The sequence below is a fragment of the Arthrobacter sp. Y3222053 genome (assembly GCF_059092805.1).
On sequence record NZ_JBNHIA010000009.1, the window covers coordinates 32,748 to 55,387 of the forward strand.

Sequence of the window (22,640 nt, forward strand, 5' to 3'; positions counted from 1 at the left end):
GAGGGACCGGCCGGTCAATATACCTGCACACTCAGCGTCAAGTGTGTAGTCAGTCACCAGCCTGCGGGCGGTGCCGCCGCCCAGAACGAAGAAGCGTCTAGGCATCCGCGAAGTCGGAGATGCGGGACCCTAGGCCGAGGAGCTCTTCGATGGCAGCCACCGTTCGGGGCGCCGCCTTGCCGTCACCGTACGGGTTGACGGCGTTGGCCATGGCCTCGAAGTATGTCTGGTCGTTGAGCAGGCGGGACACTTCACGCACGACAGTGTCTTCTTCGGTGCCCACCAGTTTGACGGTGCCGGCATCCACTGCTTCCGGGCGCTCGGTGTTCTCACGCATCACCAGCACCGGCTTTCCCAGGCTGGGTGCCTCTTCCTGGACTCCGCCCGAGTCGGTGAGGACGACGTGTGCCATGGACAGCATGCGCGTGAACTCGCCGTAGGCGAGGGGCTCGATGATCATGACGTTCGGCAGGCCGTCGATGAAGGGGACCACGGCTTCGCGGACAACGGGGTTTTTGTGCAGGGGCACAACGAGCGTCAGCTCCGGCTCCTGCTCCGCAATCCGGGCCAGGGCCCGCCCGACACCGCGCATGGCCTCGCCCTGGTTCTCCCGGCGGTGCGTCGTCACGAGCAGGATCCTGCGGTCGGCCTCCGCGAGCTCCTCCAGTCGGGGATCGCTGAACGGAACCTTCTTGTCCACTGTCATGAACAGGGCGTCGATTACCGAGTTGCCGGTGACGACGATGTCCGCTGCGTCGATGCCCTCCGCCAGGAGGTTGGCCCGGCTGGTGGAGGTGGGGGCCAGGTGAAGGCTGGCGATCTGCGACGTCATCTTGCGGTTGGCTTCCTCCGGGAACGGAGAGAAGAGGTTGCCGCTGCGCAGGCCGGCCTCCACATGCACTACGGGGATCCCATGGTAGAAGGCAGCGATGGCTCCTGCGGTGGAGGTCGTGGTGTCGCCCTGCACTACGACGGCGTCGGGACGGTTGACGCTGAAGAGCTTGTCCAGGCCTTCAATGGTCTTGGTGAGGATGCCGTTCAAGGTCTGGCCAGGCGAAAAGATATTGAGGTCGTGGTCCGGGACAATGCCGAACAGCCCGTTCACTTGGTCCAGCATGGACCGGTGCTGGCCCGTCACCGTCACGAAGCAATCCAAGGTTCTGGACTCCTGGAGGGCCGCCACAATCGGTGCCATTTTGATTGCTTCAGGACGCGTACCGTAGATGGGCATAACAGTCGGCACGAAGAACCCCCATGGAATAGCCGAGACTGGATCAGATGTTAAGCGTAATCCGCCAGTCAAAATCGGCCAAACTGCCCGTTAATCCGGGTCGCAGCTCGGTTGTGGTGTGTCAGCCCAAAAGGTACAGCATCAGCAGCAGCGCCGGCACGGACAGGCAGACCAGCGCGGATACCACCAGGACGGCCAGACGCTTGCGCCGGTAGACCCGGGCCGGCTCCGGGCGGGCGGCGCCGGCAGGACGGACCAGGGCTGTCCCATCCGCACTCCTGGCCGCCTTGGAACGGGCCGGCGCCTCAGCTGCCGCGCCCACCTTCATATGGCGGGCAGCAGGAACGTCCGGAAAAAGCTTGTTGGCCATGACACCACTTTGACACAAAGGCCCCTTTCCATCCGGCTCCGCGGCCTTCCGGGCCGGCAGGGCGGCCCGGATCCCACAACCACGGCCGCACCACGAAGTGGGTGAGGTATCCACGTAGCTGCTGCCGGCTTTTCCGTCGAAAAGGCGAGTATAGGAGGGGCAAACCGGCTGCCCTATACTCAAGGACTGTATCTTTTAGGGGGGAAATCGCAGTGGAAAACGGGGGGACTTGACGTGCGCGTCCTGCTGTTAACGCACTCGTACGCACCGGAGAGCAGCCCTCCGCAGCGACGCTGGACCCAGTTCATTCGATACTTCAGGGCTGCCGGGTGGAAGGTTGACGTGATTGCGCCGGTGGCGCACGCACCCCACGGCCGGAGGGTTCTGCCGCGGTCAGTGGCCGGCCGGCCGTTCCGCCGGGACCGGGGACAGTTTGGGGAAAGCGTCGTCCGCGTCCCCTACCTGCCTCATCCCACGACCCGCCTGGGCCGGTTCGCGGACCAGTGCTTTTCCGCTGCAGCCAGCGGGCTGGCGGGGCTGTTCTGCGCGCGGCCCGATGTCATCGTGGCCACCGCCCCGAGCCTTCCCATCCTGGTGACAGGGTTCCTGGCGGCCAAGCTGCGGCGGGTACCGTTCGTCGCTGATATGCGCGACGCCTGGCCCGATCTGGCACGGGATGCCCGAATCGTCGGGGGATCGGCCAAAAGCCTCGCAGAAGTCGTCATCAAAGCGGTCCAGGCCAGGGCAGACCTCGTGGTGACCGTGACGGAGGGCTTCGCCGAGACGCTGCGGGCCAGGGGGGTGCGCCGTGTGGCGACGGTCAGCAACGGCGTCGATGTCACTGTCCGCGAACTGCTTCCGCCGCCGCCCCCGGAATCGGGGCACCTTGAGGTGCTGTACCTGGGCAACCACGGAGAGAGCCAGCGGCTGGAGATCGTGGTCCAGGCGGCGGCCCTCGCCAGGGACACGGTGCGCGTGACCATGGTCGGCCACGGTGTCCGCCGGCGCGAGCTGATGGCCCTCGCCCGCGACTTGGATGCACCCGTCACCTTCCACGAGTCCGTCGCCGGCCCGGAGGTCATGGAGTTCTACCGCCGCTCCGACAGCTGCGTCGTGTCGCTGCGCGATGACTGGAAGTCCTTCGAAACCACGATTCCGTCCAAGACCTACGAGGTCCTCGCGGTCGGCAGGCACGTCACCGCCATCGTGCGCGGCGAGGCCCGGACCATTATCGAGCAGTCCGGCGCCGGCGACGTCGTGCCCGCCGACCCCGGAGCGGTGGCCGCGCTGTGGAAGGAGCTGGCCTCCGACCGGACCAGGCTCCTCACCGGGACCTCAGGGCGGGACTGGATCCACCACCACGCCAACCTGGACACCCTGGCCGGCCAATACATGGCCCTCCTGGGCGAGCTTGCACCGGAGCGGACAGGATGAGTGCGGCCCAGGCCGTGCGTAATCTTCCCCTCGCGGCCCGCACGGTCATCGAGCACCTCGGTGACGATCCCATGACGCTGCTGCTGCAGGCGTCGCGAAAGCTGCCCGCTGCCGTGGTGGTCCCGGCCGCGAAGGTGGCCGGCAGGCTTCCGCACGCTCCCACCGCCACCGCGCTGTCCGCGCACGTGCTCGGCGACGGCGGGCAGCTGCGGCGCACCCTTGATCGGCACACGCATCTCGGCGCCCGGGCCCGGGTCCGCCTGGCCGACGTCGCACTGGCCGCCAATCAGCCCGATACCGCCGACCGGCTGCTGGAGGGTGTGGACCGGCAGACGCCGGGACTGCGCGCCGTCCGCGCCCGCCGCCGGTGGCATGCCGGGGACATGGACGGGGCGGTGAAGGTCCTTCAGGCCGGCAACCGCAGGGAGCGTCGGGCCGGAGCACGTTTGGCAGCGGAGGCCAGGGTCTTCAGCGGCTGGCGGCCGGCCGTGGCGGCCCAGCCAACCTACCGGCCGGCCGACGACGTGGTGCTGCACCTGCTCACCAACTCGCTGCCGTATACGGGCAGCGGCTACGCCCAGCGCAGCCATTCGCTGCTGCGGGCACAGGCCGACGCCGGGTGGACGGTCCACGCCGCCACCCGGGTGGGATACCCGGTCCAGCTCGGCAACCTGGCCGCCGGACGCAGGCAGGCCCTCGACGGAGTGACCTACCACCGCCTGCTCCCGTCCCGCCTGCCATTCGGCATGGACGCCCGCCTCCAGCTGCAGGCGGAGATGCTCCTCGAACTGGCCCTGCAGACCCGGCCCGCGGTCCTGCACACCACCACACACTTCGTCAACGCGCTGGTGGTCCGCGCCGTGGCCGAAGCGCTGGGGATCCCCTGGGTCTACGAGGTGCGGGGGCAGCTGGCCGACACCTGGGCCTCGACCCGGGGCCCGGAGGCGCGCCTGAGCCAGCGCTACGTACAGTTCCAGGCCCGGGAAGCCGAAGCCGCCGCCGCGGCGGACCTGGTGCCCACCCTCGGCACGGCCATGGCCGACGGCCTCACCGCGGCGGGCGCGGACCCGGACCGGATCGTGCTGCTGCCCAACGCGGTGGGGGAGGACTTCCTCAGCGAGCCGCTGCCTCCCGGACCCGCCCGCGCCGCCGTCGGCCTGGCCGGACCCGGACCCATCATCGGGACCGTGAGCAGCGTGGTGGACTACGAAGGCCTGGACGACCTGCTGCGGGCCACCGCCCTCCTGCTGCCCCGGTACCCTGAGCTGCGCTGCATGATCGTGGGCGACGGAGCCGCCCTGCCCGGGCTCCGGGCACTGGCGGCGGAGCTCGGCATCGCCGGCCAGGTGATCTTCACCGGCCGGGTGCCGCGCGAGGCCGCCGCCCTGCACCACCAGGCGCTGGATATCTTCGTGGTCCCGCGCAGGGACCTGCCCGTGACCCGCGCCGTGACGCCGCTGAAGCCGGTGGAGGCGCTGGCCTCCGCCCGCCCCGTCGTGGCCAGTTCCCTGCCGGCCCTGGCCGAACTGGTCCGCGACGGCGAAACCGGCATCCTCGCCCCGCCGTCGGACCCGCCGCAGCTCGCAGAGGCACTCGCCCGCCTGCTCGACGACGGGCAGCTCCGCGCCCGGATGGGTGCCGCCGGGCGGGCCGAGGTCATCGCCACCCGGACCTGGGCGGCCAACGCCCGGCTCTGCACGCAGCTCTACCAAAAGATGAGGAGGGGAGGCCATGGGCATTAGGGGGGATCCGCTCCGCGTCGGACCCGCAACGGCGAACCTGGCAGGACTCCACCGGGTGGGCGCCCGCCCCCGCTTCAGCGCCTATCTGAAGCAGTTGTGGAACTACCGGGAATTCAGCTTCTACGACGCCCGCTCCCGGGTGGAAAGCGGCAACCGGCGCGACAGGCTGGGCAGCGCCTGGCTGCTGCTGAACCCCGTCCTCAACGGCCTGACCTATTTCCTGGTCTTCGGCCTCCTGCTCCGCACCGGCCACGGCATCGACAACTTCGTCGGCTACCTGATCATCGGCATCTTCCTCTTCCAGTTCAGCTCCCGGTCCATCACCAACGGCGCCCGCTCCATCCAGCAGAACCGCGCCGTGGTCCAGGCCTTCAGCTTTCCCCGGGCTACCCTCCCCATCGCCATCAACCTGCGCGAACTCCTGGCCAACCTTCCCGTCTTCGCAGCCATGCTGGTGCTCGTCCTGCTGCTGCCGCCCGCCGAACCGGTGACCTGGCTGTGGCTGCTGCTGCCGCCCCTGGTGGGCCTCCAAATGGTATTCAACCTCGGCGTCGGCCTGATCCTGGCCCGCGTCATTTCCCACGTGAACGACGTCGTACACCTGCTCAGCTTCAGCCTGCGGGCGTGGATGTACGGCTCGGCGGTGTTCTATTCGTTCGAACGGTTCGTGGATCACCCGCTGCTGCTGCAGATCCTGCAGCTGAACCCGCTTTTCATCGTCCTGGACATCGCCCGCGACTGCCTCCTCTACGCCACGGCGCCGGCCTGGCAGTCCTGGGCCGCGCTGGCCGCCTGGTCCCTGGGCGTGCTCGCAGCGGGCCTGGTGTTCTTCTGGCAGGCGGAGGAAACCTATGGTCGTGACTGAACCCGCAGAGGACCTGCAGGACCCGCCCTGCGTGGTCGTGGACCGCGTCAGGATGCGCTTCGAGGTTCCCTCCAGCGAGCCGCCGCCGGACAACGGCCTGCTCAGCCGGCTCACCGGCCGCGGCAGGATGGTCACCGTGCACGCCCTTCGGTCCGTCTCGCTGGTGGTGCGCCGCGGCGAGTCCCTCGGCATCGTCGGACGCAACGGATCGGGCAAAAGCACGCTGATGAAAATCATCAGCGGCCAGCTTCCGCCGACCTCGGGTGCCGTCTACGCCGCCGCAACGCCCATCATGCTCGGGGTCAACGCCGCCCTGGTGCCGGAACTGCCCGGGGACCGCAACGTGGTCCTGGGCTGCCTGGCCATGGGCCTCAGCCGGGACGACATCGAGCGCAGGTTCGATTCCATAGTGGAGCTGTCCGGGCTCCAGGGATCGATCCATCTGCCGATGCGGTCCTACTCCTCCGGCATGGCCTCCCGGCTGCGGTTCGCCATCGCCGCCAGCATCAATCCCGAAATCCTGCTCATCGACGAGGCACTGAACACCGGCGATGCCCAGTTCGGCGAGCGCAGCCGCAAACGCATGGCCGAACTCCGGGAGAACGCCGGATGCGTCTTCCTGGTCAGCCACAACCTGGGCACCATCAAGAGCTCCTGTACCCGGGTCGCCTGGCTGGACCAGGGGGAACTGGTCATGGACGGTACGCCGCAGGACGTGGTGAAGACCTATCAGGAGTTCACCCGGCACCTGGCCAAGGGGAACAACCTCACCGCTGCCGGCATACGCGACGACGCCGCACACGCACTGAGCATCGCCAGGCCGCCGGAGCGCATCAGCGGACGCCGGAGACGGCGATGAACGCCCTCGCCACGGCGCGGACCGGCTTCTGGCACCTGCGCCGCCATGGCTGGGCGGGACTGCGGAGCTGGCAGGCCCGACGTCGGATCGCCGCCGGGTTCGCTCCGCCGCCCGGGGCGCGGGGCGCCCAGGGCCAGTGGGTGCGCCGAGGCGGCCGGCGGCTCCTGTCGTTCCAGCCGATCGAGCCGCCCGCCCGTCCGCCGCGCCGAAGCGACCTCCGGGTGGGGGTCATCCTTGACGAGTTCTCGGCCATGGCCTTCGGATACGAATGGGACTGCATCCCGCTGGACCCGGCGAGGTGGCCGACCCAGCTGGCGGAAGGGCTCGACCTCGTCTTCGTGGAGTCGGCCTGGGCAGGCAACGACCGCCTGTGGCGGGGCAAGCTCAACGGCCCCCAACCCGCCGACGCGTTGCGGCAGATGCTGCAGGCCTGCCGGCAGGCGGGGATTCCCACCGTGTTCTGGAACAAGGAGGATCCGCCCCACTACAACGACTTCCTGCCCGCCGCCGGACTGTTCGACCACGTCTTCACCACGGACAGCGGCCGCCTGCCGGCCTACCGCAGGGACCTGGGGCACCACCGGATCGGCGTGCTGCCGTTCGCGGCCCAGCCGGCCATCCACAACCCCGTCAGGCCGGCCCGCGGGTTCCGCAGCCGGGACATCGCCTTCGCCGGAATGTACTTCGCCCACAAGTTCCCCGAGCGGCGTGCCCAGATGGAGATGCTGCTCGGCGGCGCCGCCGATGCCTCACGCCACCTGGACACCGGGCTGGAAATCTTCTCCCGGCGGCTGGGCGTGGAACGGGAGTACCAGTTCCCGGAGCCCCTCGACCGCCACGTGGTCGGCACGCTGACCTACCCGCAGATGCTGGCCGCATACAAGGCCTACCGGCTGTTCCTGAACGTGAACTCCGTGGTCGGGTCGCCGAGCATGTGCGCCCGGCGCATCTTCGAAATCAGCGCCTCCGGCACCCCCGTGCTGAGCGCCCCCAGCGCCGCGCTGCGCACCTTCTTCACCGACGGCGAGGTGCCTTCGGCGTCCGACCGGACCGAGGCTGCCTCGCTGGCCCGGGCCCTCGTCACCGGCCCGGAACTGGCGGACCGGATGGTGCACCGGGCGCAGCGCAGGATCTGGGCGGAGCACACCTACGCCCATCGGGCGGAGCAGGTCCTGGCCGCAGTGCTGCCCGAACGCTCCCGTCCGCCGGCCCTGCCCACGGTCACCGCGCTGGTGCCGACCATCCGCCCCCACCATCTGGGCCACGTCTACGCAACGCTTGCCGCCCAGAGGGACGTCCAGGTGCAGCTGGTGCTGCTGGCCCACGGCTTCGATCCCTCGCCGGCGGTGGTGAGCCGCCTGCGCGCGGAACACGGACCGCTCGACGTCGTCCTCCTCACCGCGGACGCCGATGTTCCGCTCGGGGCGTGCCTGAACCGCTGCGCGGCGGCTGCCGACGGCGAGGTGCTGGCCAAGATGGACGACGATGACCACTACGGCCCGCATTACCTGGCCGACCAGCTGCACGCCCTCGGCTACTCTCAGGCGCAGGTGGTGGGAAAGCAGGCACACTACATGCACCTGTCCGGCTGTGACGCCGTCGTCCTCCGCTTCGGAGACCGGGAGCACCGGTTCACCGACTTCGTCACCGGACCGACCATCGTCACCGGACGCGACGTGATCCGCGCCCATCCTTTTCCCGAACTGCCGCGCGGTGAGGACACGGGCTTCCTCCGCGCCGTCCGGGCCGCCGGCCTGCAGATCTACTCCGCCGACCGTTTCAACTACTTTCAGGTCCGCACCGGGTCAGGGCACACCTGGCAGGTCGGAGAAGCAGAGCTGCTCGCCGCCGGCGAGCTCAGGTTCTACGGAGGGCCACGTGCGCATACGGACATCTGACAAGGCATTCCTCCGCGGCAGGATCCGCGGAGCACACGGGGCGGCACCGGCCGCCCCAACCCCGCCGCACCCCCGCGGGACCACCGTCCGTTCCTGGCCACCCTTCCGCCCATGAACGGGGGGCTGCGCAGCTTCGCAGCCCGCCACGTGCAGTCCCTGCACCCGGCGCGCCGCGCCGGACTGGCCCGCGCCCTGCACCCCCGCGCAGGAAGGGACCACGGCCTGCTCAGCGTGATCATTCCGGTCCACAACGTCGAGCCCTACCTGGACCGGTGCCTGGCCGGCGTCGTCGCCCAGTCCTACCGCAACCTGCAGGTGCTGGTCGTCGATGACGGCTCCACCGACGGCACGGCCTCCATCGCGCGCGGATACGCCCGGCGCGACCGGCGGGTGCGTGTGCTCACCCTGCCCCACGGCGGCAACGGCAGGGCCCGGAATGCGGGTATCCGCGCCGCGTCCGGGGCCTTCCTCGCCTTCGCAGACGGCGACGACGTCGTTCCCTCCGACGCGTACCGCCTGCTCATGGATTCCCTCGCGGCGTCGGGGTCCGACTTCAGCGCCGGCTCCTGGTGCCGCCTGCGGGGCCGGGCACGGGTGGCGGTGCACCTGGCCGATGACCTTCACCGGGCCCGCCGGCTCCGCACCACCCTGACGGAAGTGCCGGAGGCCATCCACGACGTCTTCCTCTGGAACAAGGTGTTTCGCCGCAGCTTCTGGGATTGCGCCGTAGGGCCGATGCCCGAGGGCGTCCGCTATGAGGACCAGGAGCCCACGGCCCGCGCCTTCCTGCGGGCGCGAGGTTTCGACCTGCTCCCGGAGCAGGTGTACCACTGGCGGATTCGGCCGGATGGTTCCTCCATCACGCAGGAAAAGCACCTGGCGGCGGACCTGCGGGACCGCCTTGCCGCCGCTACGGCGGTCAGCCGCCTCCTCGGCAGCGAGGCTGGCGCTCCGGTCCTGGCCGCCTGGCGACGACGGCTCCTCGACGCGGACCTGCTGCCGTACCTGGAGCAGGCGGCGGACGCGGACCCGGAGTACCGGGCCGTCCTCGCCGCCGGGCTGGCCGACCTTGCGCCCGAAGAGCTGCTGGCCGGAACCGCCGGGGTGGACGCCCAGGTCAAGGTGCTGCTGGACCTGGCCCGGCGGGGGGAATGGGACGCGCTGCGCACGGCGCTCGTCGGGCGGATCAACCACGGCACGGCCACGGCGCTGAGTATCCACGGCATCGCGCTCACCGCCGAGCTGCCGTACCCGCTGCCCGTTCCGGTGCCTCAGGCACTGCTCAGGGCGGATCCCGGAGCGCTGCGCGCAGTCACCGGCATCACTGACCTCCACCACGAGCCCGAGGCGGTGACCGTCACCGGCTACGCCTACCTGGCGGGGCTGGCCCCGGGCGGCAACGCCGTCCGGCTCCGTGTGCAGCCGCCCGTGCGGGAGGGGCAGGAGCCGCCCGCAGAGCTGGAGGTCCGACGGCACATCGACCCGGACATCGACCTCCTGGCTCCGGACCGGACCGGCAGCCACGCCGACGCCGGGTTCTCCGTCCGCGTGCCCCGGCCGCTTCCGGGCGATCTGCTGCTGACGCTCGGCGTCGGCACGTGCACGGTCCAGACCATCCTGCGGCTGCCCCCGGCCACGGGGGCAGGGAAAGCTGCAGCCACCGCCCGGGACGACGTGCTGACCCTGGACCTGCCGGCCGGCATCAGCGGGGAGGCCTTCGCGCTGGTGACCGCCCGCGCCGCCCTGCCCGCCGCCGTCGTCGCCCGGCACCCCGACGGGACGGTGAGCCGCCTCAACGTGCGGATGCGTCTGGACTCGTGGGGCCAGGAGCTTGCCGCGCCCGCCGGCACCTACACGCTGCGGACCCGGACCGGGCGGGGCGCCGCCGCGGCCGGAGACCCGGCCGTCCACATACCCGAGGAGGCGGCCGCCGGGCTGCGCCCGCTGTTGCTGGCCTCGGTCCGGGTGCGACCGTTCCGGACCGCGTCCGGTGCGCTCGCCGTCGCGGTGTCCGCCCCGCTCGCCCCGGATGAGGCACCCCTGTGGCGGCAGTACTCCCGCCGCCGGCACTTCGCCGAGCGGAGGCGCGGAGAGCTGGCCGCCGGCATCCTCTTCGAAAGCTACGGCGGCAAGAGCTGCAGCGACAATCCCCGCGCGATTTCCGACCACCTTGCAGCCGCGGGCTTCGACGAGCCGCTGTACTGGTCCGTCAGCGACCGATCGGTGCCCGTCCCCGATTACGCGGTACCCCTCATCCAGGGCAGCCGGGAGTGGTTCGAACGGCTGGCCACGGTCCGCCGGCTGGTCAACAACAACAACTTCCCCTGGTTCTTCCGCAAGAACCACGGCCAGGTGTATCTGCAGACCTGGCACGGAACGCCGCTGAAACGGCTGGGACGGGACGCCCCGGCGGCCGGCATCTCGCTGTCCTACCGGGACCTCATGTCCCGTGAGGCTGCCTCGTGGGACCTGCTGCTGGCCCAAAGCAGCTACGCGGCCGACATATTGCCGCGCGCGCTGGGCTATGACGGTCCGGTGCTCACCGCCGGCTATCCCCGCAACGACGCGTTGGTGCGCGACGACGGCGGGACTCGGGCCCGGGTGCGGGCCCGGTTGGGCATTCCGCCGGAGCAGCAGGTCCTGCTGTACGCCCCGACCTGGCGCCAGGAAGTGCGCGACGCCGCAGGGCGCTCCGGCGCGGTCGGCCACCTCGACGTGCGGCAGGCCGTCCGGCTCCTGGGCCCTGGCTTCACGGTGCTGGTCCGCGGACACCACAACACCGCCGGAACGCGCCATGCCGCGGGACCCGCCGCCCTCGATGTGACGGACTACCCGGAGGCAACGGACCTGTACCTGGCCAGCGACGCCCTGATCACCGACTATTCCTCGGCGCTGTTCGACTACGCGCTGCTGGACCGGCCCATGTACTTCCTCGCACCGGACCTCGACAGGTACGCCGGCGTGCGGGGCTTCTACCTCGACCCGGCCGCCACGTTGCCCGGGCCGCTGGTGCGGACCACCGCGGAACTCGCCGCGGCCGTCACGGCACGGCGGGCACCTGACCGGCGGCTGGGGGAGTTCCGCGCCGCGTATGCGCCGGACGTCGGACGGGCCTCGGAGGCCGCAGCCCTCGCCCTGCTGGAGGCAGGCGAACGAAGCGGGCCCCGCCGGGCCCGGGTGGGAGATGTCCATGGCTGAGTGCCGCTTTTCGCTCGTGGTGGCGGTCTACAACGTCGCCGAATATCTGCCGCCGTTCCTCGAGTCGCTGCTGCGCCAGCGCTATCCGCTGGCCGAACTGGACATCGTGATGGTCGACGACGGCTCCACCGACGACTCCGCGCAGATCATCAGCGATTGGAGCACCCGGACCGGGGCGGGGATCCGGCTGCTGCGCCAGGCCAATGCAGGGCCGGGAGCGGCCCGGAATGCAGGGCTGGAACACGCCGTGGGCGAATGGGTGACGTTCTGCGATCCGGACGACATCCTTCACCCGAGCTACTTTTCGAACGTCGCAGCCTTCCTCGAGGCCGACCGCAACAGCTCGGCGCGGATGCTGGCGACGCGGCTGGTCCAGTTCCAGGACGGCTCGGCCCGGCTCTCCCACCGCCACCCGCTTGGGCGCAAGTTCCGGCAGGGCAACCTGCTGGTGGACCTGGAGGCCAACCCCGAATTCATCCAGCTGCACGGGCCCACAGCGTTCCTGAAGCGCAGCGTCCTGGCCGGGCACAACCTGCGCTTCGAGGAGCGCCTGCGGCCGAAGTTCGAGGACTCGCACCTGATCGGCCGCTACCTGGCCGCGGTGGACTCGCCGGTGCTCGGCATAATCGCCGACGCCTGGTACCTCTACCGCCGGAACCGGCGCGTCGGGGCCTCGCTTGTCGCCGGGGCATGGGCGGATCCGAGGGCCTACGACGAGCTGCCGCAGCTGGGCTATCTGGGCCTGCTCGAGGCTGTTCGCGACCGGTTGGGCCGGCTGCCGGCGTGGACCCAGTACATGGTGCTGTACGACCTGGTCTGGTTCTACATTGACGACAAGCGGATGCACAGCCGAACCGCCGGGGCGACACCGGAGCAACAGGAGTCCATGCACCGGTGGCTCGAGCGCATCGTGGATCTCATTGACGACGAGGTCATCGACAGTTTCAGTGTCGTGAGCCAGGGATGGGTCTTCCACAACATCCTCAAGCTGCACTACCGCCGCCGTCAGGACGGACCTCCGCCCGTGCAGCAGTGGGGTACCGACACGGACCGGGGCACCACCCGGTACTCGTACCTTTTCACCGGCGCCATGCCGGAGGAGAAGATCTTCCTGGACGGGCGGCCGGTGGTTCCGGCCGCCGCGAAGGTCCGGGCCCACCGGGTCCTCGGGCGGGTCCTGATCCGTGAGCGGATCCTTGTCCTCCCCGCCCGGGGGCGTCTGGAGTTCGTGCTCGACGGCGTTGCCGCCCCGCCGACCACGGACCGCGGCGTGCCGCTGTGGACCGGCCGGCGGCCCGAGCAGCAGCAGGACTTCCTTCTGGCAACGCAGCCCGGCGGCGCACAGTCCGGCCGGGGGAGGGCGGTGCAGGATCGGATCCAGGTGCGGCGCCTGCTGTCCGGGCAGCCGACCGCTGCGATCCTGGCCGGCGTCATCGCCCGGCGGTTCCGGGACCCCGCCCGCCGCCTGCTGGACCGGTCCCGCGACGCAGCCGTGGCCCGCAGCGCCGCCCGCAGCAGGGTTTCGGCACGTTACCGGAACGCGTGGGTGCTTATGGATCGGGTGGACCGGGCGGATGACAACGCCGAGCACCTGTATCGGCACCTGCAGCGTTTCCGGCCGGACATCAATGCCTGGTTCCTGCTGGCACGGGACAGCCGGGACTGGGGGAGACTGGAGCGGGAAGGGTTCCGGCTGGTGCCCTACGGGTCCGCCGAGGCCGTGCGGCTGGTGCTGAACGCCGACTTCGTCCTGTCCAGCCACCTCAATGCCAACATCTACGATCCGATCGGGCGACGTCGCTTCGGCACTTCGAACGCCCGGTTCGTTTTCCTGCAGCACGGGGTCATCAAGGACGATCTGTCCCGCTGGCTGAACCAGAAGGACATCGCCCTGATGTTCACCGCCACCACCGCCGAACACGCCTCCATCGTGGGAGACGACACCGAGTATGTGCTCACGGGCCAGGAAGTGAAGCTGACCGGTTTCCCCCGCCACGATTCACTGCTTCGGCTGGCGGCGCAGCACCCGCCGGAGCAGCGCGGGAACCTCCTCATCGCCCCGACCTGGCGGGAAGACCTGAGGGACACCCTGGCGGGCATCGCGGATCCGGAGGAACAACGGCTCGCCTTCCAGGACACGGACTTCGGACGGACCTGGCTTCAGGTGCTGCGCTCCCAGCGGCTTGCCCGGTACTGCCGGGACCATGGATACACCCTGGTCCTGCTTCCCCATCCCGAACTGGAACCGGTCGTGCCGCTGCTCGACCTTCCGCCGCACGTCCGGCTCACCTCCTACGATGAGGGCAGCGTCCAGGGCCAGCTCGTGCGCGCCCGGCTGCTGCTGACGGACTATTCCTCCATCGCCTTTGACGCCGCGCACGGCGGGGCCGTGGTGGTCTACCTGCAGTTCGATGAGGACGCCGTCTACGGGGGCGGCCATATCTACCGGCGCGGCTACTTCGACTACCGGCGCGACGGGCTGGGACCGGTGACCGCCACCGCGGAGGACGCCGTGGGCGCAGTCATCCACCACGGGGCGGACGCGGCGGTCTATGAGCAGCGGCGACGTGAGGCTTTTCCCTTCCGCGACGAGGCCGCCGCCGCACGCGTGACGGCGGAGCTGGAACGGCTGAGGCCCGGCACGGGCGGAAGGCTCAGCACCTGAATGGGCAGGCCTGCAGAACGCCGACGGCTCGGTCCCGGCCTGCGCGCCGCGGCCGGCAGGCTGGGCCGCGGGCTCTCCGGCGTTGCAGGCGCTGCCCGCGGCGGCCGGCATGCCGACGGGCGGGAACACACCGCCGGCAGGCAGCGGGAGCCCCTGCTGACGGTGCTGCTGCCTGCAGACGACGAACAGGCCGGGGGAACCCTCCAGGCGCTCCTGGCCCAGCGCGGCGTGCGGCTGGAGATCCTGGTTCCCGCGCACCTGGAGCCGGCCGTGCACGATGCCCGGCTTCGGCGCATCGGGGCGGCCGGGACCGCAGCCTTCTGGGAAGCTGCCCGCGGCGAGGTCCGGGGCGCCTGGGTGGCCGTGGTCACCGCCGGTGCGCTGCTGCACCCCGAGGCGTTCGGGCACGTCATCCGCGACCTCGCCGCCGCCGACGCCGCGTTCGGCACGGCGCTGCCCTCAGGGGACCTGCGGCTGGCCCGGCTGCACGCCGTCACGCCTCAGCTGCCGGCCATCGACTACCTTGAAGCTTCCGGCGATCTGCGCCTGTGGTGCAAGGTGCTGCGCCGCGACCTCTGGACCGAAGCGGCAGCCCGGCTGTCGCCGGCACCGCCCGTGACCGTCGAGGACCTATGCGACCGGCTGCTCCTGGCCGTGTACCGCACCGCGCCGGTCATCCGGCTGACCGGGCGGCCGGCGGGGGAGGAGCCCGGCGGTGCGGCGCAGGAGCCGATGGACACCCTGCCCCGGCTCCTGCGGCGGACACAGCGGATCACGTGCACCGGCACGCAGGACCGGGCAGCGGCCGCCTGGGCCGCGGCCCTGCCGGTCCACTCATGGCAGGCGATCTGCCGCGGGCTTTGCGGGCAGGACCCTGCGTGTGTGGACCTGGCGGCACGGGCGGCCCGCGCCATGCTTCATGCGCTCGGGCGATTTCTCGATGTCCATGCGCCGCTGCATGAAAGGGTGCTCCTGCTTCTGTGCGCCGAAGGGCGCCGGGAGGACATTCTCGAGGTCCTGGCGGATCTGCAGGACCATGGCGCCGGGATGCCCCTGACGCCCTCGGCGGGCGCAGCCGGTCCCGCGCCGTCACCGCCGTCGGGCCGGCCCACCTACCTGCCGCTGCTTCGCGGCCCCCTGCCTGACGCGCTGCTTCGCCTGGGGCCGGCCGACGTGCGGCTGCACGCCCGGCTGACCGGCTACGCGTGGAACGGTCCCGTGCTGACGGTCCGGGGCCACGCCTACCTCGAAGGTCTGGGCGACGAGGTCGGACAGCCGACGCTTTCGGCCGCCCTTGTCTGTACGGAGACGGGCCATCAGATGCCGGTGCCGGTCAGCGCCCGGCCGGATCAGGATGCGGCGGAGCGGTCCGTGGACGCCTGGGCGATGCGCGCGCGTCCGGGTTTCACCATCGTCATTGACGCAGGCAGGATCCTGGGCGCCGAGGCCGCCGAGGCCGCCGGTGGGCGCCAGTGGGCCCTGGTGCTCACGCTCCGCCAGGTCGGCTTCAGCCGCACCGCGCGGATCCTGGAACGGGACGGCGAAGTGCTGGCTGCGCGGCTCGACGTCGGGGCCGTCGTCGGGCAGGAACGCGTGGTCGGTCTCTTCGACCGGACCCGCGGGCTTCGCCTGGCCGTGGTCCGGTACCGGGTGCTGGCTGATGCCGTCGATGTCCGCGGTTCCGAGGTCACCCTGTCCCTGCCAACACCGGGGATCCGCTCCGTGTCCCTGGACGGCGATGGCCGGAGCCTGGCCCTCCAGCCTCGGGCCGGTCCCGGGGAGAGCGTGCGGTTCGGCTGCGTCCTCCCGCCGGACGCGGTCGGGCCGGCGGGCACCGGCGTGGTCCTCTCGTTCCGCGCCGTCGACGGGCAGGGCGGAAACCATCCGGTGGGGTGGGCCGGCTCCTCGGACTCACTGCACGGCATGGCACATGAACCCCTGAAACCCTCCGTCAACGGCTTCGGCTTCCTCCAGCTCGATCCGGCCCGCGAGCGCGCCGTGGTGAGCACCTGGCGGTGCGCCGGCGACGGTACCTCGCTGGCTCTGGAGGGCTGGTCCAGCGTCGATCCGGCCGACGGCGGACTGGTCCTGGAAGGACGCCGCAGCTCGTACCCAGGCGTCGTGGCCAGCCGCCCGGAGGCCACGGGGTGGAGGTTCGAGGCGCACTTCGATCTGGCCGGCCGGCCATGGGGCGGCGAGCGGGTCTGCGCCGAACGGGGAGACTACCGGCTGATGATGCTCACAGCCGGCCGCGCCGCCTGCCCGGTCGCTGCGGCGCCCGGGCTGGCGGCCCGCCTGCCCGAAGCAGCAGGCCCCAGGCTGCGGATCCGGATCATCGACACCGGACCGGCCGTCGTGCTCAAACTCCTGCGCCCCTACCCGGCGCAGGAGCGGGGCCCGCGCCGCCGTCGCCTCGCGGTGGAAGCATACGGGGCCTCCGAGGCGCCGCTGCAGGACGCAGCCTTCTTCGAGAGCTTCGCCGGCAAGGACGGAGGTGACAGCCTCCGTCCGCTGGCTCAGGCGCTCGCCGAGCGGGAGCCGCAATGGCCGCGCTACTGGTCGGTGGTGGACTTCGCGGTCCCGGCGCCGTCCGGAACCATTCCCGTGCTCCGCTACTCCGCGGAGTGGTTCCATGCCCTGGCCACATCAAGGCTGGTGATCAGCAACGACACGCTTCCGCCGTTCTTCCGCAAACGGCAGGGCCAGTTCTACCTGCAGACCTGGCACGGCACGCCCCTGAAAAGAGTCGGCTTCGACACCCCGGCTGCCGGCCTGTCGCCTTCGTATCGGCGCATCCTGCAACGCGAGCCGCAATCCTGGGACCTCCTGCTCGCTCAGGGGACCTTCGGGGCGGAAACGCTCGCCTCGGCCTTCCGCTATACGGGCCCGGTCCTGGCGCGAGGCTACCCCCGCAACGACGTCCTGCTTTCGGAACGGGCGTCCGACGTCCGGCGCAGGACAAGGCAGCTGCTCGGAATCGGAGAGGACCAAGCTGTCGTCCTGTACATGCCCACCTGGCGGGAACGCAGGCCCCGAGCCCGCGGCGGGCCGGCGGAGGTCCTTCACACCGGCTTTCCCGAGGCAGCCCTGGAACCGGGATGGGTGGTTTTGGTCCGCGCACACCACCTTTCGGCGCCCATGGCCGGCGGTCCCGGCGTCCTGGATGTCACCGGGTTTCCGGATGTCGGAGCTCTCTGCCTTGCCGCGGACGTCCTGGTGACCGACTATTCGTCCGTAATGTTCGACTTCTGCCTGACCGGAAAACCGATGGTCTTCCTGGTGCCCGACGAGGAGGAGTACCGGACCCGGGCCAGGGGCTACTACTTCGACTTCCGGGCGGAGGCTCCGGGGCCGCTCCTGACGGATGCCGCGCAGCTGCCGGCCGCGCTGGCTGCGGCCGCAGCGGCGGTCCCGGCCGACACGCCGTTGTATCGGCGCTTCCGGTGCCGGTATGCAGACAGCGGGAGCGGCGACGCAGCCTACGCTGCGCTCTCGTATTGGGAAGCTCAGACCCGGGTCCCCGGCAGCGGAAGCGGGGCCTAACCGGAGCCCGCTTTAACGGGGTGCGGACCCGCGATGTTTACCGCCTTTTGGGCCGTCGTAAACGCGTATTTTTCCATTACTTGGCACGGGTGCAGGCCCGTAATGCGTGCGCTACCATCCCCACTCTGCCGGGGAGCTCCGGTCCTGCTCACCAAGTATCCGCCCTCGAGCGACAGGAACGCGACGTGACTGTTCAAGCAATAATTCTGGCTGCCGGCATGGGGACCCGGCTGGCGCGCCCGCACCCCAAGCCGCTCACCCGCCTCGACGACGGACGAAGCATCATGGCCCAGCAGGTGGAAAACCTCGAGTCGGCCTTCGGCCCGAAGCTGCACCTCACCGTTGTGGTGGGCTACCAGCTGGAGCAGGTCATGGGGCATGTGCCCGACGCCTCCTTTGTCTACAACGAGCACTTCGACCGGACCAATACCTCCAAGAGCCTCCTGAAAGCCCTGCGGAACTCATACGAGGGCGGGGTGCTGTGGATGAACGGCGATGTTGTCTTCGACCCGCGGATGCTGGGATATCTGCAGCGGTGGATCGATTCCGATCAGTCGTTTATCGCCGTCGACACGTCCTCCGTCTCCGACGAGGAAGTGAAATACACAGTTGGTGAGGACGGCTTCATCCTGGAGCTCTCCAAACAGGTGCAAAACCCTCTGGGCGAAGCCGTGGGAATCAACTACGTGTCCTCGGCCGACAAGGCGGCCCTCATTGAACGCCTGGCCCAGGTGCATGACCAGGAGTATTTCGAGGGAGGCATCGAACTGGCCATCGCCGAAGACGGGGCGAGGTACCTGCCGGTCGATATCAGCAGCTTCTACGCAGTGGAAGTGGACTTCGCCGAAGACCTGGTACGCGCCAACGAGGAAATGCTCGGGCACCGCCGGGTCAGCGCCTGATAGCCGCGGTCTCACATCACCATGCACGCTTGGGTCTCATGGGGGAATCAATGATCGGATGGCAGGCGCTGTACGCCCACGCCCGGAGGATGGAACACCGGGAGGCGTGGTCCGCGGCAGCGGCAAGCTACGAACGCCTCAGGCGGCTCGGGGAGGAAGACAACCCGCGGGTGGTCTTCCGCCTCGGCCACACGCTGTTCCGGGCGGGCCGCCTCGACGAAGCCCTGCCCGTGCTGGAGCATGCCACCCGGCTGGACCCTGCCCAGGCGGATTGGCAGTACCGCCTCGGGTTCGTCCTCGAACGCCGCAAACGCTACGTCGAGGCGGCTGACAGGTACCGCCGGGCCCTGAATCTGGCCGCCAATGAACGGTGGCGGCACCGGCTCGCCGCCTGCGAAGCCGCCCTTGCGAAAGCCCGCCTCGAGCAGGCACTCAAGGCCAAGGTGCCGACCTGGCAGCTGATCGAGGTCCTTGAGGAAGGTTCGGCCGCATGTGCCGGGGATCCGGACTGGGCCGCCCGCCTGGGCGATGCCCGGCTGCGGATGGGACGGTGGAACGAGGCCGCCGAGGCCTACGCCCTGGCTTCCCGGCTTCTGCCAAACTCAGTCCGGCTGGCGTTCAGGGAAGGCTGGGCGCGGGAGGAGGGCGGCGACCGGGCGGGAGCGGACCGCTGCTACGGGCGGGCCCTCGCCAACGAAGAGTCCGAGGAAATCCGGGCGCTGGGCGTGGGAGCCTATTTCCAGGCCGCAGGCAGGTGGCGGCTCGCCGCTGAGCACTACGCCCGCCGGCAGGACAGCACGCACCGCTCGGTGGAGCTCTGTTACCGGTTGGGCGTGGCACGCCAAAAGAGCTACGACTGGGCCGGCGCCGTCGAAGCCCTTGAGGCTGGCGCCGCCGTCGATCCCTCCGCCGAGAGGCTGTACTGGCGGCTGGGGCTGTCATGGGAGCGGCTGGGGAACCCGGCTAGGGCCGAGGCCGCCTACTCACGCGCCCTGCACAGCCCCGGGGACGAACACGCCTACTGGAAGTACCGGCTCGGTTACGTCCTGTATCTGCAGGGCCGCCACCGCGAAGCCTGCATCGCTTTCCTCCTTTCCTGCAAGGACCCTGCCCCCGCCGCTGCCCCCGCCGCTGCGCACGACGGTGCGGCTGCGGTCGCCGCGGCAGCGGCAGCCCGGAACGACACGAACCTCGAACAGGCACTGGAGCGGAACCTTGCGGATGCGCAGGCGGCCCAGTCTGCGGATCTCTGCCACCGGGTCGGGCTGCGGGCCGAGGCGGCCGGCTTTCCCCGGGTCGCGGCCGCGGCCTATCAGGCGGCGGTGGAACGGACGGAGCAGTACAACCCGGACCGGTGGTTCAGGCTGGGACGCGCCTTGATGGGGCTGGGCCGGCATCGCGAAGCGTGCGCAGCGTTCCTGGAGACGCGGCAGTTCAAGCGGCCCTACGGCGTCGACACTGTGCCGTACATGCACAAGAAACAGCATCGCCAGATCATGCCCTACACGGAGTACCTTGAGACACTGCCGCTGCGGCGCGGCGCGATCCTGTATGAAAGCAGCCACGGGGCGGTCGTGGGCGGCAACCCGCTGCATCTGTGCCGCGCCGTGCTGGGCGACATCCGGTTCCACGGTTTCCGCCACATCTGGGTGCTCAACAACCGTGAGCACATTCCCGCTGAGTTCGCCGGGCGGTCGGACTTTGTCTTCGTGGCCCGGGACAGCGATCTGTACCTGCGCTACCTGGCCAGCGCGGAGTACCTTGTCAACGACAACACCTTCCCGCCTTACTTCATCCGCCGTGAGGGCCAGCAGTACCTCAACACCTGGCACGGCACGCCGCTGAAAACCCTGGGCCGGGACATCCGGGGAGGGGTGCTGGAGCATCGGAACGCCGCACGGAACTTCCTGCACGCAACGCACATGATTGCCCCCAACCGGTTCACCGCGGACTGCCTGATCGACAGATACGACGTCGCGGGCCTGTTCGCCGGGAGGATCGCCCTGACGGGCTACCCGCGCATCGATGCCGTCATCGGCACGTCGGCGGAGGAGAAGGCCAGGCTGCGGCGGAGACTCAATGTCCCGCCCGGGCGGAAGGTGGTTCTTTACGCCCCGACCTGGCGCGGTTCCCTGGCCAGCCGCGCCGTGGACGAGGAACGGCTTCGGCGTGACGTCGGCGCCCTGGCCGGGGGGAACTGGCATCTGCTGTACCGGGGTCACACGATGACAGGCCCGGGCGCGGGCACGGCCCTGCAGCGGCACGCCGTGCCCGCCGACATCGACACGAACGACCTGCTGGCCGTGGTGGACCTGCTGATCACCGACTACTCCAGCATCTTCTTCGACTTCATCCCCACGGGCCGCCCCATCATCCACTACGCCTACGATCTGGAGGACTACCGGGAACAGCGGGGGCTCTACTTTGACCTGGAGGAAATGCCGGGGACGGTGTGCCGCTCGCTCCCGGAGGTGCTTGAGGCGGTGGAACCCCTGCTTGCCTCGGCGCAGCACGCTGTCCTGCCGATGGGCCATACCGGGGCACGTGAAAAGTTCTGCCCCCGGGAGGACGGGGCGGCCTCGCAGCGGGTGCTCGAGTTCTTCTTTTTCGGCAGCACTGCGGACGACCTGCCGAACCGGACCGACAACCGCCGCAATGTGCTGATGTTTCAGGGCTCCTTCCTGCCAAACGGCATCACCACCTCCTATCTGAACCTGACCTCCCACATCGACACGGACGAGAACAACGTCTACGTGGTCGTGGATCCCGAAGCCCTGGCATCGCGCCCGGAAAGGCTGGAGAAGTTCGCCGGGAACCCGGACCATGTTCGGGTGCTGGGCCGGGTGGGAGCGCACGTGCTGACGCCGGAGGAACGGTGGGTCATCGACAAATTCAACTCCCAGCACGACGTGGACTCCGAGGAGATGTGGGCCGTGATCGACCGGGCCTTCGCCCGTGAGTTCCGCCGGGTTTTTGGCGCCGGCCGCTTTGATTCGGTGATCTGCTTCGAGGGATACGCCAGATTCTGGACGGCGCTGCTGGGCTGCGCGCCGCCTGGGGCCCGGAAAACGGTCTGGCTTCACAACGATATGCACCGGGAATGGCGGACCCGGTTCGAATACCTGGAAGGCAACTTCCGGTTGTACCGGCGGTTCGATTCCCTGGCCTCGGTCACCGAGAGCGTCGCCGAGGAGAACGCCCGCAGCCTTGCCGGCAGGTTCAGGCTGGACCCTGAGTCCTTCACGTTCTGCAACAACCTCATCAATCCCGATGAGACAGTCCGGCTGGCAGATGAGGCCCTGGATGCGGATATTGCCGCCTTTGCGGCGGCGGGCGGGCCCCTCTTCGTGACGGCGGGGCGCCTTTCCCCGGAAAAGGGACATGTCCGGCTGATCAAGGCATTCGCCGCAGTGAACGCGGACCATCCGCAGACACGGTTGGCGATCCTGGGCGACGGTCCGCTGCACCAGTCACTGATCGCGCTGGTCTGCCAGCTGGGGCTGACCGAAAAGGTCATGCTGGCAGGTCACCGGGCGAATCCGTTTCCGGCCCTGAAACGGGCGGACTGCTTCGTCTTCTCATCCGAATACGAAGGACAGGGCCTGGCCGTCCTCGAGGCGCTGATCCTCAGGCTGCCGGTCATCTCGACCGACGTGGTGGGGCCGCGCAGCGTGCTCAAGGACGGGTATGGACTCCTGGTGGAGGACGGGGTGGAAGGTCTCGCCGGCGGCATGCGCCGTTTCCTGGAAGGGACCATCCCGCAGGAGCCCTTCGATTATGAGGTCTACCAGAAGGACGCCCTGGCCCGGTTCGCGGCCGTGGCGCTGTAGAGGCGCGGCTAGGTGTAGCTCTTACGGAGGTTGTGAACGGCGTGGCAAGAGTTAAATAGGCGAGGGTCTCCGGTTCGATATGGGTTACCACACTCGTATCGTC

The 22,640-nt window shown here is 69.8% G+C and carries 12 protein-coding genes; 10 read left to right on the forward strand and 2 right to left on the reverse strand.

Annotation, left to right across the window (positions count from 1 at the left end):
• Window positions 1-97: 97 nt before the first annotated feature.
• Both wecB and AC5RUW_RS16160 read right to left on the reverse strand, forming a co-directional pair.
• Complete coding sequence (wecB, locus tag AC5RUW_RS16155) at window positions 98-1,243, reverse strand: non-hydrolyzing UDP-N-acetylglucosamine 2-epimerase (RefSeq protein ID WP_494161608.1); 1,146 nt, start codon at window positions 1,241-1,243, stop codon at window positions 98-100.
• 109 nt (window positions 1,244-1,352) lie between these two features.
• Window positions 1,353-1,601, reverse strand: a complete 249-nt coding sequence (locus AC5RUW_RS16160; protein WP_494161609.1) for a hypothetical protein — start codon at window positions 1,599-1,601, stop codon at window positions 1,353-1,355.
• 234 nt (window positions 1,602-1,835) lie between these two features.
• Between AC5RUW_RS16160 and AC5RUW_RS16165 the strand changes: the two genes are divergently transcribed.
• From AC5RUW_RS16165 to AC5RUW_RS16210, 10 genes are all read left to right on the forward strand, one after another.
• Window positions 1,836-3,035 (forward strand): glycosyltransferase family 4 protein, encoded by a 1,200-nt coding sequence (locus AC5RUW_RS16165; protein ID WP_494161610.1) that lies wholly within the window; start codon window positions 1,836-1,838, stop codon window positions 3,033-3,035.
• Between the two features lie 14 nt (window positions 3,036-3,049).
• Window positions 3,050-4,777, forward strand: coding sequence for a glycosyltransferase family 4 protein (locus tag AC5RUW_RS16170; protein ID WP_494161611.1), 1,728 nt, complete (start codon window positions 3,050-3,052; stop codon window positions 4,775-4,777).
• Window positions 4,767-5,642 carry an ABC transporter permease gene (locus AC5RUW_RS16175; RefSeq protein WP_494161612.1) on the forward strand — a complete coding sequence of 292 codons (876 nt, stop codon included), beginning with the start codon at window positions 4,767-4,769 and terminating at the stop codon, window positions 5,640-5,642. Before AC5RUW_RS16170 ends, AC5RUW_RS16175 begins: the two co-directional genes overlap by 11 nt.
• Complete coding sequence (locus AC5RUW_RS16180; protein ID WP_494161613.1) at window positions 5,635-6,501, forward strand: ABC transporter ATP-binding protein; 867 nt, start codon at window positions 5,635-5,637, stop codon at window positions 6,499-6,501. The genes AC5RUW_RS16175 and AC5RUW_RS16180 overlap by 8 nt, the downstream gene beginning before the upstream one ends.
• Complete coding sequence (locus AC5RUW_RS16185; protein WP_494161614.1) at window positions 6,498-8,399, forward strand: glycosyltransferase family protein; 1,902 nt, start codon at window positions 6,498-6,500, stop codon at window positions 8,397-8,399. The genes AC5RUW_RS16180 and AC5RUW_RS16185 overlap by 4 nt, the downstream gene beginning before the upstream one ends.
• A gap of 111 nt (window positions 8,400-8,510) precedes the next feature.
• Entirely contained in the window at window positions 8,511-11,597 is a 3,087-nt protein-coding gene (locus AC5RUW_RS16190; protein ID WP_494161615.1) for a bifunctional glycosyltransferase/CDP-glycerol:glycerophosphate glycerophosphotransferase, read from the forward strand.
• Window positions 11,590-14,262 (forward strand): bifunctional glycosyltransferase/CDP-glycerol:glycerophosphate glycerophosphotransferase, encoded by a 2,673-nt coding sequence (locus AC5RUW_RS16195; protein ID WP_494161616.1) that lies wholly within the window; start codon window positions 11,590-11,592, stop codon window positions 14,260-14,262. The genes AC5RUW_RS16190 and AC5RUW_RS16195 overlap by 8 nt, the downstream gene beginning before the upstream one ends.
• Entirely contained in the window at window positions 14,263-17,805 is a 3,543-nt protein-coding gene (locus AC5RUW_RS16200; RefSeq protein WP_494161617.1) for a CDP-glycerol glycerophosphotransferase family protein, read from the forward strand. It abuts the gene before it with no gap.
• 185 nt (window positions 17,806-17,990) lie between these two features.
• Window positions 17,991-18,707, forward strand: a complete 717-nt coding sequence (locus AC5RUW_RS16205; RefSeq protein WP_494161618.1) for a phosphocholine cytidylyltransferase family protein — start codon at window positions 17,991-17,993, stop codon at window positions 18,705-18,707.
• Window positions 18,708-18,757: 50 nt separating this feature from the next.
• Window positions 18,758-22,537, forward strand: a complete 3,780-nt coding sequence (locus AC5RUW_RS16210) for a CDP-glycerol glycerophosphotransferase family protein (protein ID WP_494161619.1) — start codon at window positions 18,758-18,760, stop codon at window positions 22,535-22,537.
• The last annotated feature ends 103 nt before the right edge of the window (window positions 22,538-22,640 follow it).

Excerpts from the sequence above, each read along its gene's own strand:
- AC5RUW_RS16160 (WP_494161609.1), bottom strand. The coding sequence starts at position 1,601 with ATGGCCAACAAGCTTTTTCCGGACGTTCCTGCTGCCCGCCATATGAAG.
- AC5RUW_RS16190 (WP_494161615.1), top strand. The coding sequence starts at position 8,511 with ATGAACGGGGGGCTGCGCAGCTTCGCAGCCCGCCACGTGCAGTCCCTG.
- AC5RUW_RS16200 (WP_494161617.1), top strand. The coding sequence starts at position 14,263 with ATGGGCAGGCCTGCAGAACGCCGACGGCTCGGTCCCGGCCTGCGCGCC.
- AC5RUW_RS16185 (WP_494161614.1), top strand. The coding sequence starts at position 6,498 with ATGAACGCCCTCGCCACGGCGCGGACCGGCTTCTGGCACCTGCGCCGC.
- AC5RUW_RS16175 (WP_494161612.1), top strand. The coding sequence starts at position 4,767 with ATGGGCATTAGGGGGGATCCGCTCCGCGTCGGACCCGCAACGGCGAAC.
- AC5RUW_RS16210 (WP_494161619.1), top strand. The coding sequence starts at position 18,758 with ATGATCGGATGGCAGGCGCTGTACGCCCACGCCCGGAGGATGGAACAC.
- AC5RUW_RS16195 (WP_494161616.1), top strand. The coding sequence starts at position 11,590 with ATGGCTGAGTGCCGCTTTTCGCTCGTGGTGGCGGTCTACAACGTCGCC.